At 42.1% G+C, this 15,740-nt stretch carries 19 protein-coding genes and 1 tRNA gene; 5 read left to right on the top strand and 15 right to left on the bottom strand.

What is annotated here, in order from left to right; all coding sequences use genetic code 11:
- Nucleotides 1-30 precede the first annotated feature (30 nt).
- From B3H30_RS12125 to B3H30_RS12100, 6 genes are all read right to left on the bottom strand, one after another.
- On the bottom strand, nucleotides 31-951 hold the full coding sequence (locus B3H30_RS12125) for a DNA alkylation repair protein (RefSeq protein ID WP_254667684.1): 921 nt from the start codon (nucleotides 949-951) through the stop codon (nucleotides 31-33).
- 257 nt (nucleotides 952-1,208) lie between these two features.
- Nucleotides 1,209-1,619, bottom strand: a complete 411-nt coding sequence (locus B3H30_RS12120; protein ID WP_070564449.1) for a VOC family protein — start codon at nucleotides 1,617-1,619, stop codon at nucleotides 1,209-1,211.
- A 96-nt stretch (nucleotides 1,620-1,715) separates the two neighbouring features.
- On the bottom strand, nucleotides 1,716-2,399 hold the full coding sequence (locus B3H30_RS12115; RefSeq protein ID WP_070564446.1) for an ATP-dependent Clp protease proteolytic subunit: 684 nt from the start codon (nucleotides 2,397-2,399) through the stop codon (nucleotides 1,716-1,718).
- Nucleotides 2,400-2,411: 12 nt separating this feature from the next.
- Nucleotides 2,412-2,684, bottom strand: a complete 273-nt coding sequence (locus tag B3H30_RS12110; RefSeq protein WP_139144943.1) for a hypothetical protein — start codon at nucleotides 2,682-2,684, stop codon at nucleotides 2,412-2,414.
- Entirely contained in the window at nucleotides 2,665-3,198 is a 534-nt protein-coding gene (locus tag B3H30_RS12105; protein ID WP_070564571.1) for an RNA polymerase sigma factor, read from the bottom strand. The genes B3H30_RS12110 and B3H30_RS12105 overlap by 20 nt, the downstream gene beginning before the upstream one ends.
- A gap of 151 nt (nucleotides 3,199-3,349) precedes the next feature.
- Complete coding sequence (locus B3H30_RS12100; protein WP_070564440.1) at nucleotides 3,350-4,306, bottom strand: bifunctional helix-turn-helix transcriptional regulator/GNAT family N-acetyltransferase; 957 nt, start codon at nucleotides 4,304-4,306, stop codon at nucleotides 3,350-3,352.
- Nucleotides 4,307-4,478: 172 nt separating this feature from the next.
- On the opposite strand from B3H30_RS12100, the gene B3H30_RS12095 reads away from it, so the two are divergent.
- Complete coding sequence (locus tag B3H30_RS12095) at nucleotides 4,479-5,258, top strand: class I SAM-dependent methyltransferase (protein WP_083295870.1); 780 nt, start codon at nucleotides 4,479-4,481, stop codon at nucleotides 5,256-5,258.
- Between the two features lie 62 nt (nucleotides 5,259-5,320).
- Here the strand turns inward: B3H30_RS12095 and B3H30_RS12090 are convergent.
- Nucleotides 5,321-5,394 (bottom strand) — tRNA-His (locus B3H30_RS12090).
- Between the two features lie 202 nt (nucleotides 5,395-5,596).
- Between B3H30_RS12090 and B3H30_RS12085 the strand changes: the two genes are divergently transcribed.
- Nucleotides 5,597-6,157 (top strand): DUF4230 domain-containing protein, encoded by a 561-nt coding sequence (locus tag B3H30_RS12085; RefSeq protein WP_046676305.1) that lies wholly within the window; start codon nucleotides 5,597-5,599, stop codon nucleotides 6,155-6,157.
- A 138-nt stretch (nucleotides 6,158-6,295) separates the two neighbouring features.
- Here the strand turns inward: B3H30_RS12085 and B3H30_RS12080 are convergent, their stop codons facing one another.
- Complete coding sequence (locus tag B3H30_RS12080; protein ID WP_070564437.1) at nucleotides 6,296-6,511, bottom strand: hypothetical protein; 216 nt, start codon at nucleotides 6,509-6,511, stop codon at nucleotides 6,296-6,298.
- A 214-nt stretch (nucleotides 6,512-6,725) separates the two neighbouring features.
- Here B3H30_RS12080 and B3H30_RS12075 point away from each other — a divergent pair, with 214 nt between their 5' ends.
- Nucleotides 6,726-7,382 carry a response regulator transcription factor gene (locus B3H30_RS12075; protein ID WP_070564434.1) on the top strand — a complete coding sequence of 219 codons (657 nt, stop codon included), beginning with the start codon at nucleotides 6,726-6,728 and terminating at the stop codon, nucleotides 7,380-7,382.
- Nucleotides 7,383-7,412: 30 nt separating this feature from the next.
- Complete coding sequence (locus B3H30_RS12070) at nucleotides 7,413-7,616, top strand: hypothetical protein (RefSeq protein ID WP_070564431.1); 204 nt, start codon at nucleotides 7,413-7,415, stop codon at nucleotides 7,614-7,616.
- A 107-nt stretch (nucleotides 7,617-7,723) separates the two neighbouring features.
- On the opposite strand, the gene B3H30_RS12065 is transcribed toward B3H30_RS12070, so the two are convergent.
- On the bottom strand, nucleotides 7,724-7,975 hold the full coding sequence (locus B3H30_RS12065; RefSeq protein ID WP_070564428.1) for a Rho termination factor N-terminal domain-containing protein: 252 nt from the start codon (nucleotides 7,973-7,975) through the stop codon (nucleotides 7,724-7,726).
- An 88-nt stretch (nucleotides 7,976-8,063) separates the two neighbouring features.
- The gene (locus B3H30_RS12060) at nucleotides 8,064-8,618 is read right to left on the bottom strand and encodes a type 1 glutamine amidotransferase domain-containing protein (protein ID WP_115048602.1); all 555 of its coding nucleotides are present in this window, start codon (nucleotides 8,616-8,618) and stop codon (nucleotides 8,064-8,066) included.
- A gap of 186 nt (nucleotides 8,619-8,804) precedes the next feature.
- On the opposite strand from B3H30_RS12060, the gene B3H30_RS12055 reads away from it, so the two are divergent.
- Complete coding sequence (locus B3H30_RS12055) at nucleotides 8,805-9,782, top strand: glycosyltransferase family 9 protein (protein ID WP_070564422.1); 978 nt, start codon at nucleotides 8,805-8,807, stop codon at nucleotides 9,780-9,782.
- On the opposite strand, the gene B3H30_RS12050 is transcribed toward B3H30_RS12055, so the two are convergent.
- The 5 genes from B3H30_RS12050 to B3H30_RS12030 form a co-directional block, all read right to left on the bottom strand.
- On the bottom strand, nucleotides 9,736-10,800 hold the full coding sequence (locus tag B3H30_RS12050; RefSeq protein ID WP_175441971.1) for a glycosyltransferase family 9 protein: 1,065 nt from the start codon (nucleotides 10,798-10,800) through the stop codon (nucleotides 9,736-9,738). The genes B3H30_RS12055 and B3H30_RS12050 overlap by 47 nt on opposite strands.
- A 28-nt stretch (nucleotides 10,801-10,828) precedes the next feature.
- A complete protein-coding gene (locus tag B3H30_RS12045) occupies nucleotides 10,829-12,322 on the bottom strand; it encodes a PfkB family carbohydrate kinase (RefSeq protein WP_070564416.1) in 1,494 nt (497 codons plus the stop codon).
- Nucleotides 12,300-12,884, bottom strand: a complete 585-nt coding sequence (locus tag B3H30_RS12040; RefSeq protein ID WP_070564412.1) for a D-glycero-alpha-D-manno-heptose-1,7-bisphosphate 7-phosphatase — start codon at nucleotides 12,882-12,884, stop codon at nucleotides 12,300-12,302. The genes B3H30_RS12045 and B3H30_RS12040 overlap by 23 nt, the downstream gene beginning before the upstream one ends.
- Nucleotides 12,881-14,638 (bottom strand): glycosyltransferase, encoded by a 1,758-nt coding sequence (locus B3H30_RS12035; protein WP_376746118.1) that lies wholly within the window; start codon nucleotides 14,636-14,638, stop codon nucleotides 12,881-12,883. The genes B3H30_RS12040 and B3H30_RS12035 overlap by 4 nt, the downstream gene beginning before the upstream one ends.
- A 98-nt stretch (nucleotides 14,639-14,736) precedes the next feature.
- Nucleotides 14,737-15,693 (bottom strand): glycosyltransferase, encoded by a 957-nt coding sequence (locus tag B3H30_RS12030; protein ID WP_070564408.1) that lies wholly within the window; start codon nucleotides 15,691-15,693, stop codon nucleotides 14,737-14,739.
- Nucleotides 15,694-15,740: the final 47 nt, after the last annotated feature.

Below are 15,740 nucleotides of genomic sequence, written 5' to 3'. Positions count from 1 at the left end.
GAAAGCCCTTCGTTTGTTTCTTATGTCCCATTAAATGTGCAATAGCTCAAATTCCTGTTGGACCCTTTCTCGCCCATTGACAATAATGGAGATTTTATGCTTCCCTGCATAGAATTTCCGGGTGGTAATCAATTTAAAAGATTGCTTTCGCTCGATACGGTTTATCTCAGCTCCCTGATAAATTCGTTCACTAATTTTAAAAACCTTTCGAGATAGCTGGCCATTTGATTTTTGATAATATAACCCATACTCCAGACGTAGTGATTTAGCGGTGCTGCTTCCATTCTCGATTTCAAAAGAAAAAATAAGATGTTCACCTACTTTAACAGCCGGTGTATGAATACTGAGATTGGTAACATCGAAATCGCTACAATCCAGTCCATAAAAGCTTAGAATTGCTGGATGCCCTTGTTTGAGTAAGGTACGGCAGCCATGTTTGATGATAGCATCTGTATTTTTACTGATACCTTTCCATTGCTGGGCAATACCCAAGACAAGATGGGGATGATCCTTAGCGATATCGTTGAGATTGTTGGCTACACTTCTTCTGACGCTCTCGGATGAATCATTATGGAGGTTTTGTAGGATGGACAGGATAGGAGTAGGATCATTTTTCAACGATGGAATTGCCATCGCCCAAGGGAGTCGAGGTCGAGATCCTTCGCTTGCAAGGCGTCGTACCTGAGCATGTGGACTTTTGGACCACCTTTCCATTTCCGCGATCATTCGAGATCCATAGTTGATAATAAATGGGCGAACGGCAAATTCGCAGCTGATAAATCTCGTGACGATTTCAAATGACTGTACAGCTGTTTCAAAATCTTCGATGCCGTAAGTTTCGATATAGTCTGGAAAAATAACATATTCAAGTCCTCCCGGATGCTTCGTTTTTAGGAGATGTCCCACAACTTGTCTTAGTAAGGCCGCTGCTTCAGGAAAGGAGTTCGGCATAAATTCATGCAGACCGCTGTGCTATGTTTTGTGCGCTGTTTCCATTCCATTTCATGAAAACTGCCTGCAAAAACACGTTTGATAAACTGTTCTCTGTTAAAATTGTTATCAACGAGGTGGAACTGATCAGCAATAAACTGATAGAATTCCCATGTATATATATCTTTAATGAGGGACATGAGCTGAATAGCTGTTAAATGTCAATTAATGAAGACAAGATACTATATTCGATGTTAGTATCTTGTCAGATGAGCAGACTAGTTAGTAGCGTCTAAACCAAATTTCTTGATGGCCTCAGGGCTCAGTGGCGTGAAAAAGTTAAGCAGGTTACCATCGGGGTCACAAAAAAGCAATGAGCGATTGCCCCAAGGCATTGTTGTCGGCTCCTGAACGATTTTTGAAGCACTATTTTTGATCCGAATATATTCATGATCTACATTTTCCACTAAAAATTCAATAATAATGGGGGCCGTGTTGCCAAAGACAGTGGGGCTGTCGCTAAACATTTGCATCGTACGCGTACTTCCAATAGCTATGGTAATCGAACTGGTGGAAACTTCAGCGAAATCTGGTGTAAACCATTGCGCGGTGAGGCCCAGGATTTCTTCATAGAATGTGACGGATTGCTGGATGTCATTTGCAATCAGTCGAATGGATGTTAATTTCATGATGATCTAAATTTATTGATAACAAAATTAAACGGACTATTGACAATAGTCTGTCAATAGTCCGTTTGAAATTGTTCATAAATTTAATGATCATCGCTAGGTCAGTACGTCGTCAATAATTCCAAATTCTTTTGCTTCTGAAGCAACCATCCAGTGATCCCGGTCGCTAACATCATGTACACGTTGATAGCTTTGTCCACTATGTTTGGCAATAATATCGTACAGCTCCTTCTTTATTTTCAACACTTGATTGGCTGTAATTTCAATGTCAGATGCCTGCCCTTGAACACCGCCCAGCGGTTGATGCAACATCACCCGTGCGTGCTGCAGGGCGCTACGCTTGCCGGCGGCGCCGCCACAGAGTAATATCGCGCCAAAAGAGAGTGCCATACCGGTGCAGATTGTTGCAACATCAGGACTGATCAATTGCATCGTATCATAAATACCTAATCCAGCATAAACTTCGCCGCCAGGAGAGTTGATATACAGTTGTATATCTTTTTTGGGATCAACAGATTGAAGAAATAGCAGCTGGGCTTGTACGATATTGGCGATGTTGGATTCTACGGCAGCACCCATAAAGATAATACGGTCAATCATCAATCTGGAAAATACGTCCATCTGTGATACGCGCAATTCGCGTTCTTCGGTGATATATGGAGTCATGGCAAGCGGCATGCGGGATTGCTCGATACCGGAAATGTAATGATCCACCAGATCTTTTTGGACATAGCAGTGCCCTACCGCAAATTTGCGGAACTCATTTTTGTCAATCGTCATGATGTTAAGAATTTAGGATTTGCGAAATAACTTTAGTATTTTTTTTCTAAAAGAGACATGTTCAGGATATGTAAATAATGCTTGCGTTATGGCTTCAATTTCAGTTTTTAATTGTTTGCGCCCAAATTGCTGAATAGCTTCATAAGCTTTTTGTTGCGCAATAACCTTGTCTGCCAATTCTTCGTCCAATACCAATTGCGCTTCAAAAAGCAACGCTTCTTCTGGTTCAGCCATTCCAAAGATATATGCTTCTATCTGCTGGGTCTCATTCCATGAAGTCATCATAAACCAGGGATTTTTCTTTAACGGATTCTCTAACTTTCTCCAGGCATTTGAATTTCTGTACAGTGGCGCTCCTTACGCCCGAATAGCCATATTCATCTGCAATTTCTTGCAGGGACATTTGATCATAATAGAAGCTTTTCAAAAGTTCTAAACATTTGCGCCCGGCAATCTCCAAAAAGCGAAACAGCCTTGCGCTAGAAGGAGACTCTTCGGTTGTCAAAGCAATATCCACTTGATCTAGGGAGAGGTTTGGGCTGGATTGACCATACCGTTTAAGCCATAGATTTTTGGCTGTTCCGACCAAATAACCAATAGCGTTGTTTAGTGGTGTTTCTTTTAAATGTATCTTTTCATAATACACCAGTAAAGCGTCCTGAAATACATCTTTGGCTTCATCTAAATTACCGCCCATGCGACTGATATACTTAGCCACGATAGGAAATGTACTTTTATACAAGTTCATAAAGAGCACCTGCCGGTCTATTGTTCGATTTGAATTGATCAATTGTTGCATAGCAATATCATTTATAGACATGTACCAATTTAGCGAAAAGTATCACCTTTTATTTGAAAATTAATTAAACAAAAATGCTTCCCCAAAAAAAGGAAGCATTCATTCGCTTATCTGAGTTGACTATTCCAGTGTATGTTTCTACTGCGCAGGGTTATTTTTTTAAATCCAGTTCCATCTGGATATTACAGCGTTGATAAGTACTTGGAAAGCCATTGATTTTTTGAAAACCTAACTTGTGATAGAGATTGATCGCAGGTTTTAAAATGGTGTTGCTCTCGAGAAACAGTTTTGAAGCCCCTAGAGTCTTTGCTTCTTCAATAATTGCTTTTCCCAAAAGATAGCCTATATTTTTGCCCTGCACTGTTGGAGAAACCACCATTTTTGCCAATTCATAGTCAAAATCGGGATGATTCATTTTGATAAGTGAACATACACCTACGGGCTTGTCATTATAAAGAGCAACCATAATTTTGCCGCCTTTTGCCAAAATATACTCCTCAGGGTTGTCAAGTGCTTTATGGTCCGCCTCTTCCAATTCAAAATAGGTGGAAATCCATTCCTCATTCAAGGACTTAAATGCTAAGCGGTAGGCTGGATTGTACGGTACAATGTTGATATCCTTACTTTCACGCATTTTCTTTTGCTCTTGCACCCGTTTCAATAAGGATTTTTGTTCAAGGAGAAATTCCCATTCCGCTAAAGCTTCCCATAGATTGTGCGTAGCTTCCTGGATAATCCCATCAATGGCACGATCGATATCGATACATTGAATTTTCATTCTTTCCCATAGCATTTTTCCTTTATTACTCAATCCAACCATATTTCTCCGTTTATCCATAGAGCGAAGGTTATCTTCAAGTAGGCCCGCTTCGATCATTTCTTTAACGATTTTAGTGACCGACGGCTGGGAGTGGCCAATCTCTGTTGCTATATCAGTAATTGTCTTGGAATCACCTTCCGATAAAATAAAGAATACGGGAAACCATTTGGGTGCAAATTCAATCTGATAAAGCTCGTGTATCCGGGCGGCTTCTTCTGTGATGTTGGAAGCCATGTAACGCAATCTGCTACCTAAGGCTATTTTTCCTGTTTTTTCAAATAATTCCATCGTATTATAAGTAATTATATAACTAGTTATGTAAATGTAGGAAAATTATTTGAATGTTTTAAAATTGAATTTTAAAATTAGACTGGAGAAAAATATATCGTTGCTTATTTCGTTATATTTCAATAAATTCAACACATAAAAAACCAGAACCCCTTAAAATAGACCGAAGGACATGAACGAGTTAGAAACTTATTTCCGAAATAATAATGCGAAGCTAATCAATAAATGGATGCATTATTTCGATATATACGACAGACATTTTAGTCGTTTCAAAGGCAAAGAGATCGTGGTGTTGGAAGTTGGGGTTTTTCAGGGTGGAAGTCTGCAGATGTGGAAGAACTATTTTGGCGATCGTGCTAAAATATATGGTATTGACATCAATCCGCACTGTAAGGAACTCGAAGAAGAAAATGTCGAGATCTTTATTGGTTCGCAGTCCGACCGAAAGTTTCTGCGTCAGGTAAAAGAGTCTATTCCGCCGATCGATATATTGATTGATGATGGTGGCCATACGATGAAACAACAGATTGTGACATTTGAGGAGCTTTTTGATCATGTGAAAGACAATGGCGTATACCTTTGTGAAGATTTACATACATCTTATCAGGTATTTTATGGTGGTGGCCATAAAAGGAATGGTACTTTTATAGAGTATAGTAAAAATTTTATTGATTACATCAATGCTTACCATTCTGAGCAACGTGGATTGAAGGTCAACGGATTTACGCGTTCGGTAGGGTCTCTACACTACTACGATAGCATCCTGGTGGTGGAGAAACTTCGAAGGGATGAAGCGCCGATCCATATGAAAACAGGGGCGGCGACAGTGAAAGATTTCAATGCGGCTCCCACAGGATTCGATGGATTAAAATGGAAGATTAAAAAACCTGCTTTAACCGTGATCAACAAGTTGCTCCGCTTTTTCCGTATTGGCGGGTTTATGTGGCGCTAACAGACGGGAGCAAACAGACGGGACTAGAAACAAAAAAGGCAGATCATTTGATCTGCCTTTTGGGTAAGTAATCGGGCTCGAACCGACGACCCCTAGAACCACAATCTAGTGCTCTAACCAACTGAGCTATACCTACCGTGATTTTGATGTCACAAAAGTAGTATTATAGCTCATATGTTCCAAATGTTTTTTAAACTTTTTAACTAAACAATTGTCTATCAAAAGGTATAATTTTCAAGTATGCCCATTTAGTGACCCTGAAGAATAATATTGAGGTAATATTTTCAGGTTAAATGTCTAAAAAAGCAGCTTGGTCTTTAATTTGTATAGTATAGTTTATGGGAAAATTTTTAAAATTTTTAATTATCGTAGCCATTTTGGCAGTTGGCGCCTGGTTTGTGTATCATAAATATAACAGCGGACCGACAGTGGAAAGTAAACATCAGCTGTTGGTGGACCGTATTGAAGCCATGGGAAAACTGGAATTGGTCAAATACCGTTACAGTGATGTTGTAGAGCACAAAAACGTGAATACTTTTTTACCGGATGCAAGTGTATTACTCATCGTGAAAGCAGATGCTGTAGGCTGTGTGAATTTGACGAAACTTAGTCCGGAAGATATCACGGTTTTGGGGGATTCGGTCTCCATCAAATTGCCGGCTCCAGAAATTTGTTACATCAAGATCGACCACGAGGCGTCCAAAGTCTATGATACGAAAATGGCTTTCTTGCGCGAAGCAGAGCTCGTGGATGAAGCTTATAAAGCTGCGGAAAAAGCTGTTGCTGATGATGTAAAGAAATCGGATATCCTGCAGCAGACCAAGGCCAATGCAACCACCGTTTTTAAACCGCTCTTACAGGGATTGGGATTTTCGAAAATCAATCTGACCTTCGAATAGTGCCCAAATAAAAAAGCTAGACAATGTTTACATTGTCTAGCTCTCTACAATAAATCTAATCTCCAGCCATCTCACGACGGGAGGACTTCATAATTATGCTATTATCAAGCCAAGAACATTAGCCAAGTTACATTCGTTTTATTTTTTTGTCGTTGTATCCGGCTGTGGTGTCGGCGGGATTTCTCCACGGGATTCGGAAGATGTGGTGTCGCGATATTGTATCGTCGTGGTATCGTTGGGAACGGAATCACGCATCAGTTCCTGTGATTTTTGATCATCAGTTTTAGCGCCGTTACATCCATAGGCTGCTAAGCATAATAGACTGACGGCAATTAATTTTGTTGAGTTTTTCATATTATCTATCGTTTAATGATGGCATGTCACCTGCATGCACTTAGTAGGAGAACAAAGCTCAGGTCAAAAGCGTTTCGCTTTCTATATTTGCTATTATGATAGAAAAAGAAAATCAATCTTATTTTCTTTATTTTTTAGATAAATTCAATTGTAAAAAACTTTTTACAATTGGGTGCTGTTCCTAGAAGTACATAAGTTCATTAAACAGATAGCTATGATTCAGATAGTGCTTGTTGACGACCATCATTTGGTAAGAAGTGGTTTTCGGCTGATTTTAGAAACGCAAGATGACATTACTGTTTTGGCTGATGTTGAAAGTGCTGAAGCAGCTTTGGATGTGTTGAATGTCGATCAGCGACCAGATATGATCCTTACGGATATTAATATGGGTGAAATGGGCGGGATAGCTCTCATTGATTTCGTTAAACAGAAATACCCCGATATAAAAATCCTTGCCTTGACGATGGAAAATGACAAACACATTGCCGCAGATGTATTGCGTGCAGGAGCAGATGGCTATTTAGTGAAAGATAGTAGTTGTGATGAGGTACTTTTTGGTATACGGCAGGTTGCCAAAGGAGAAAAATATATCAGTGGTTCCTTAAGTGTTTCCTGCCTTAACGATTATAAAAACTTTGCGGACAGGGCTCCAGACCTAAATCGTGTTTTGTTAAAATATGATATTTCAGAACGCGAATTGCATGTATTGGAACTCATCGCACAGGGATACACCAACGGCGAAATTGCAGAGCGTATTTTTTTGAGCAAACGTACGGTGGAAGGGCACCGACAGAAACTGATCGAGAAAACGAATACAAAAAATACAGCTGGTCTTGTCAGCTTCGGTTTTCATCACATGCTCTTACATTGATTAAACAATAAAAACAAAAAATAGAGGAATATGGCAACAAAAAATGAAAACCGCGTCGTCGGAACCGAAATGGAAAAAAAGAAAAAGGTCAAGTTAGGTGTAAATGGAGAGACACTGCGAGATGTAGGCGATAAGGATCAGGGCGATGCCGAGGCCGGAGTAGACCCGCAGGTGGATCAGTTGAACGAGATGCCCAATGATCCTACAGATAGGCCAAAAGAAAGGAAGAAATAAGAAAGACCCGCATTTAAAATTGCGGGTCTTTCTGTTAAGCTTAGTTTCTAGCTGAAAATCTGTATCTATTTTCAGGACTAATCAGCACTTGTCCGTGAATGACATTTCTATTTTTTGCCCTGCTTCTCAATGGCTTTAGCAAGTTCATCTTTCGTCATATCGTGACGCCCGGTGATCTCCATTTTCTTTGCCATTTCCAAGAGTTCAGCTTTGGTTTTATCAGAACTTCCGTTTTGCGATCCTTTAGACGCTGAAGCACTTTTTCCTGTTGTTGTCGCTGATTTTTTTTCTTTGTTAGCGTTGCTGCTTTGCGATTGCCCTTTGGCAGTCGTATGGCTTGAACTTTTTGTTGTATTCATAATATACTGTTTTATGTGTTATTTATATGCTGAACATGTTACAAGATCTAAAGGTTGGCCGATTTTATACGTTATTGAAACTGTACTACTACGCTTTGTTCTTTTTTTCTGTCGCAAACGCTTTAATGATGGCTTTATTAAAAGCGGGCAGATCGTCGGGCGTACGACTTGTAATAAGTTTGTCGTCAATCACCACTTCGCTGTCTTCCCATAATGCGCCTGCATTAATCAGGTCCATTTGAATGGCTTCAACGGACGTTATTTTTTTATCACGCACCAGATCCGCGTTAATCAGTAATTGAGGTCCATGGCAAATGGCTGCGATCGGTTTATCCCGTTCCCAGAAAGCATTGATCAATGCAATAGCCGTTTTATTCGTCCTCAATTTATCAGGATTGATGACCCCGCCTGGTAGCAGCAATCCGTCATATCGATTCTCTTCTGCCTCCTGCAGAGCAACATCGACAGGATAGTCATTTGACCATTCATCTCCATTTTTTGCCCGCACTGTTCCTTCAGCCGGTGATATAATGTCTGTTTTGGCGCCTGCATTTTCCAAGGCTTCCTTTGGGCTAGTCAATTCTATTTCTTCAAATCCATCTGTTACTAATATCGCTATCCGCTTATTTTTTAAATTCTCCATATAACTAAATTTTGTTTATGTTTTTTCTATGTTTCAAGAGAACGGATCTAAATCCGCGAAGGTTTGAAATAATATGATGAAGGTTTGAAATAATATGATTTAGCATAGGAAAAACGCTTTGATTGATAAAAAGGAATAAATCAAACCGTATTTCCTTGGGGGTTGTCTATCCTTAAAATCGATGGTATGTTTAAGATAGCTATTTTTCGAGCCCTTCAGCTGGGCGATCTACTGTCCTCTATTCCCGCCATAAGGGCATTGAAGTCGCATTATCCCGATGCCAGACTGTACTTTATTGGTTTGCCTCATATGCGTGTATTGATGGAACGCTTTGATTGCATCGATGAATATGTGGATTTTCCCGGGCATCCGCAGCTTCCCGAAATTGCATATAATCCCGACAATCTTGAACGATTCGTCAAGCAGATGCAAGCGGAAAAATTTGACCTTCTGATTCAGATGCAGGGAGATGGAACTGTGGTGAATGATTTTTTACAGAATTTTGCGGCAAAGCGACTGGTAGGATTTCAACCAACAGCTTCAATTGACAACCCCGACTGGATGACTTATCCAGGAAAGCTTCACGAGGTGAACAGGCACCTAGCTCTTATGGAATTTCTAGGTTTAAAAATTCCAAACCGTACAATGTATTTCCCCTTATTTCCCGAGGATTGGGAGGCCTATAGGAAAATAAAAGCTGAAATAAACTATCCTTTCGTTATTATCCATGTGGGCAGTCGGGACGCCAAACGACGCTGGCCTATTGAAAACTTCGGATTTCTTGCGAACTTAATGCAGCAAATGGGATATCAGATTGTCCTGACTGGGGTAAGTGCTGAAGAATCTTTGGTCAATGAACTGCAGCGCATACTTGAAGGACCTGTGCTTAACCTCTGTTCCAGACTTGATTTGGGTACGCTTGGCTGTCTTTTGAAGGAATCGACTTTACTTGTATGCAACTGCACAGGAATATCCCATATTGCCGCTGCTTTAGAAGCAAAAAGTGTGGTCATAAGTCTAGATGGTGAGCCCGAGCGTTGGGGGCCACTCAACACAGCACTGCATACCACTTTTGATCTGACCAAACCTATCGCCATAGAGCATATTGTACGCGAGATCAGACGGGTCCTTCCGGCGCTGTCTGTTTTTGGGAGGAATGCTTAAGTAATGAATTCAATTTATCCATGATATTTTCAACACTTAACGGTGTCATTCTAGATGATCCATTCTGCTTATCGACAAAGCTGTTAATCGTATTTTTGGAGCGCAGAGCAGGGTCGACGGGGTAAAGGATAAAGTCAGTATCCTGCGACCATGGGATATGCTGCGGGTTTGTTTGAGCGTAAAGGACCAACGTGGGTTTTTGTAGCGCGCAGGCAATATGAGCAACGCCCGTGTTGACCGTGAGCACAGCATCTGCATGTGCTACGAGGAGTAGGAGATCATCAATTGTCGTCTTTCCAATAAGGTTAATCAGATTTTCCCTTACGAGTTCTGAAAAACATGATCTCAGGTAATCGTTGTATTCCTTGCCAACAAGTATGACCTGAAATGCTGAATCAAGTAGCTGCCGCGTCAATTGTTGTGCGACAGCACGGGGAATTCGTCTTTTTTGCTCCGAAACATCACAATTGACAATAATCTGTTTCCCCCCACGTAAAGGAATTAAATTCGATAATTGACCTCGGGGTACAATTAGGCTCGGTAATCGATTGATCGACCGGCTGATGCCAAGTAGTCTGACCAGTTCGAGATCACGTGCTATTTGGTGCTGTATCTCAAACAGGGGTTCTTTGTCTGGTATCCAATGGGTAAGCAACGTATAGGGATTCTCGCGCATATAAGCCGCTCGCAGGGGGATTTCCGCTAGATATGCCAACATGATCGAAGCCATTGGATTTTGGCTGTATACATTGAAAATAATACAGCTATCAAACTCCCGCTTTTTGATTGCAGCAATCAATGCTTCAGTCGAAGCAACCGTGTCATGCGAGCTCAATTTCATCCAAGGGGCATCGTATTGTATATAGTCATCGACAGTGCCTAGGTAGGGGATAATGGGAACAGCCATTTCTGACGCAAGTAATGTGATTTTACAATTTCCATTCGCTGATTTAATTTCCTGAAGCGCTGCATTACTCATGATCAGATCGCCCATATTGTCTAAGCGAATGATCAACATGTTTTTACAATCTTTCCAAGTCCCCATTTTAGCTGATTTTCTTTAACAGTTGATTGTCCTTTTCCTGCACCCGCTGAATGATTTTAGTAGTCGACTGCTGATGGACATGCGGAATAAATACGAGTTGTGTCCCTAGTATTTGCAGTAGCCCTTGTTCGGCCAGTTCTTTATTTTGGTATGCTTCACCTTTTACAAAGATATGCGGTTTAACCTTTTCGATGATCGGGATAGGGTTGTCCGATAATTCATCACCAAACGGTACAATATAATCTACAGCTCCAAGCGCCCGCAATACTTCAATTCGATCGTCAAGCGAATTGACAGGTCTTGTTGCTCCTTTTAAACGTCTGATGCTCTCGTCTGTATTGATGCCGACAATCAAAATATCACCCTGTGCCTTAGCTGCACCGAGGTAATGGGCATGGCCGGCATGGAAAATATCGAAACAACCGTTGGTGAATACGAGTTTATTTTCTTTCCGAAGTCCATCGCATAGTGCTTCAAGATGATTCAGGTCGGTAATTAATTTATCATCTTTGTTCGTAAGGCGCTGGGCTAATTCCGTGCAGCTACAATGTGCTGTACCATTTTTTTGTATACCGATCTGTGCTGCCTTTATACTCAGTGCCATCGCAATATCCGCATCAAGTTTATTATAGTAAGCCAAGCAAAGCACGGTCAGAAAGGTGTCGCCAGCGCCGGAGAAATTACCTTCTTTTAAAGCAGGAACCCGGTAGTGCTTTGCTGAACCACCTTTTTTAAAGAGGATAACACCATCCTTATCAAGGGTAAGTGCCACCCAGTTCGCCTGAGACAAGGCAGCTAGGCTTTCGGGCCATTTCGATGCTTGTGTTAGGCGGTCGTCCTCTTCTTCCTGGCTCAGGATTTTTCTTGCTTCGTCATAATTGGGCTTAATTAAGTCGGGATTTAGGCATGCATACTTGTCGTAATCTTTGCTGTCTATGGCAATAATTTTGGGCTCAACCTGCTGTTCTTCGGCGAGCAGCACAATGAGCTCATCCGTGATGTTACCTTTTCCATAATCTGCAATAAAAACAATGTCGACATGTTGAAGGGCTTTTTTTACCGCTGTCAGATATTGGTTGGCCAGCGCTGCACTAAAATGATACTTCTGACCAATATCATAACGAAGCAGACAGTGTCCATCTCTACGTAATCGTGTTTTTGTTAGTGTCTGACAATTTTTATTATAGAGCAGGCCACCCGTGTCAATTCCCTGTCGCTGCACACTGCGTGCTATTGTCTGTCCACTGCTATCGTCGCCCAACAGACTAACGACCGACACGACGGCCCCCATATTGCTGAGGTTCGTGATCACATTCCCGGCTCCGCCAAGGCAATGTTCTACGGATTGGACATCGAGCACGGGTACGGCGACATCGGGAGCAAGCCGCTTGCATTCCCCATCTAGATAAATATCCAGCATACAGTCTCCCAAAACAAGGACCCTTGGATTGTCAAAACCATTTTCGACAAGTTTATTTAATGCTATATCTTTCATAATCTACTTTTTCTGAGTTGATAAGTTGCGCCAATCCGTAAAAATCATCTACGATGAAATCTGGTGTATATTTAGGATCAGAAATTCGCTCCTGTTTCCTTTCTTCCTGGCTTCGGTCTACCAATATGGTCCTGCAGCCTGCCGCACGGCCGGCGCCGACATCACTTAGGATATCGCCGATCATCCAGGATTTTTTTAAATCTATGTTCAGCTCCTTGGCAGCCCGATAGAGCATTCCGGGTAAAGGCTTACGGCAGGAGCATTGCGGTTCGTCCATGACATCGCCATGTGGACAATAGTAGATACCGTCTAATTGGATGTGCTCGTAGCGGAGTAGTTCGTGCAATGCTGAAAAAGCGATATCCAAATCTTCAGCTGTAAAATAACGTCGGGCAATACCCGACTGATTGCTGATAACAATGAGCTTATAGCCCCTTTTTTGTAACCCTCTTAGAGGCTCAAAAATGTCGGAATAACAAACGATGCGTGCGGGATCAACGTTGTAGGGAACATCCTTAATCAGCGTTCCATCCTTATCCAGAAATACAGCGCTCTCCATCATGATGCGATCAATTTATTATGTATAACGAAGTGTTCATTTTTCCTACTCAGATTTGCCATCCGCTGTTCCACCAGTGCGCAGAGCTGGTGAATAATATGTAGCTGTACTTCCTGAATACGGGCCGTGTGATCGGAAGGAACTATGAGATTATGATCTCCGAATTGCGTGGCCTCGCCACCATCTTTTCCCAGCAAATTTGCACAAATCACCCCAGCTTTACTGGCTTCTTTCAATGCGTTTAGGATATTGGGCGAGTTGCCACTTGTACTTAAACAGATCAGCATATCTCCTGGTTGCCCAAGTGCCTGTACCTGTCTTGCAAATACGCTTTCGTAGCCAAAGTCGTTTGCCCATGCGGTGAGAACCGCCACATCAGCGTTAAGCGAGATCACCGGATAGCCGGGACGCTGTGGTATTTCAAATCGACCCACGAGCTCGGCAGCGAAATGCTGGCTCTCCGCGGCACTACCACCATTGCCGCAGATCATGATTTTTTTACCTTCATGCAATACAGAGACCATTTTGGACGACAGCCTGGCTATGCCAAGCGCCAAAGATTCTGCCGCTTTTTCGAAAGTCTTTGAGGAACCCAAAAAGCTTTGCCTGATCTGCGTAATTGTTTCTTTTTCGGCATCCTGAGGCAAACATTGTGCATAAAGCTGCGCAATACTTTCGCTGACCACTTTCCACGTAAAGGATTTAACATGGCGTAGAGAATTAACAGAAAATTTCAATCGTTTACGGTCGTTATTTATCAGGTCAACAATCGCAGCAGACAATTGTTGTGGCTGTTGTGCCGCTACCAAAAGGCCGGTTTCTTCATGCCTTACCGTAAACGATATACCGCCCACATCGGCACCAATTACGGGCGTACCACAGGCCATGGATTCCAGCGGAGTAATCCCGAATGGTTCATACCACGGCGTGGTGATAAAAAGCTCACTTGCAGCATAATAGTACCTAAGCAGATCACGACGCTGTTGTCCCGTGAAAATGACCTTATCTTCCACTTTTAACTCGATACACAGATGATGCAGACGATCAAATTCTGCGCGGTCTTCCGCTGTCGCCAGATTTCCACCAACGACCAATAGCCGCAATTCGGGCAGCGCATGGTGCGCATGGGAAAAGGCTTCGATCACATTGTCTATTCCCTTTCGTTTCACCATGCGACCAAGTTGCAAAATGTAGGTGTACGCGGAATCAAGTCCAAGCTTTTCCTTTGCTTCGGTGCGGTCTGTTGGATGAAAATCAGCCGGATTAAAACCACAGGGAATAATTTCTATTTTATCCTGTGGCGCCTGATAATGTTGAATCAAGTCCTTCAGATCGTTTGGGCATTCGGCAATGACGCGTTCGGCTGCCCAAATGATATCTTTCTCAATTTTTTCACGAATTTTCGGAAATTTGTCTGAGCCCCCCTGGTGTAAGCGGCGCACCGCACCTAGGGCATGAAAAGTAATAACAAAGGGGATATGCAGTTGTTTCTTGATTTCCATGGCCACCATACCCGACAGCCAAAAATGCGCATGTACCAACTGGTAGCTCAGCTGGTTAGCGGTCATAAATTCGATTGTATGGGCGGTAAATTCATCGATATGTCCATAAAGCTCTTCCTTTGGGAGTATATCTTTGGGGCCTGCGACAATATGAATGACCCTTATATTTGGTTTCCAGAGGACGACCCCTTCTCGGCTTGGATGCTCACATCGCGTATAGATGTCTATTTGATTACCCATCAAAGCGAGCTGCATGGCAACCTCGGCAACATAAACGTTTTGGCCGCCGCTGTCTTTACCTCCGAGGGTCGCTAAGGGTGAGGCATGATCACTAATAAAAGCTATTCTTTTTTTCATGATAGTATATATTGATGAATTTTTTCATTAATTAAATTCTCCCATTGTTGTCCAAATCGAACTATGTCGAAAAGCTCTTTTGCTTTCTGCTGTGCGTTTACACTGAGCTGCTGTGCATGTTGGGGATTATTCAGCAGCATTTTCATTTTAGCGATGAGCTCTTCGATCTCTAAGCCGATATAGCCTGTTTTTTCATTTTCAATAATGGTAGAAAGCTCTGTGGTAGCCAATCCAACGATGGGAAGACCCACCATCATAGCTTCGCAGATTGCTAAGCCCAAACTTGTGTACCGTATTGGATTGAAAAAGAAACGATAGTCTTTAATAAATTCGGGTAGGCGCGGATGGAGCACTTCACGAAGCCCATAGGGTTCGTTACCCATTCCGATGAGATCTAATGGTACCTGCTTTTGTACATACTTGAAAATATCGCTACCTAGCATGCGTCCACGGGAGGGAAGGTTGTTGATAACGACAATCCCTTTTTCCAATCGACCATTGTAAGCGACATCGTGTGTATCTACACCATGTGTGATGACACGTACATCCGGAATATTTGCCTTCCACATTAACTGGTTGAAGTGTGTCACATGCACCAGTGTAACGGCTGGATTGGTGACTGGATGAACTTCATCACAGGGATGCTGCCATGGCGGGTCGTGTTCAATATAGATACGAGGTAACTGTTGCTGCACTTCAGACAGGATCAGATATTGATCTTCCAAGTAATTTTCATCGCATTGAAAAAGGATAAGATCTAGGTCGAGATTACGCACTTCGCCGGCAGGAACTTCAATCACATTGTCGCCAAAAGGGAAGGTTGTTCCCCGTCCGCCATAGCGAGGTCCTCTTTCGGGCGTATATGGAATATATAAGATATAGTCACCTTGGGATAAATAATACAAGTACGATCCATGGATATGCCATGTTAATACGCGTGGTTTGTGTGTCATAAACAATTTTTAATTTCAACAATGGAAAAACGCCGTTTTTAGCGATT

It is taken from the genome of Sphingobacterium sp. UBA7038, from assembly GCF_002494055.1.
Taxonomy (GTDB): Bacteria; Bacteroidota; Bacteroidia; order Sphingobacteriales; family Sphingobacteriaceae; genus Sphingobacterium; species Sphingobacterium multivorum.
The sequence above is the reverse complement of the archived record's forward strand: the minus strand, read 5'-3'. Positions and strand labels throughout refer to the sequence as shown.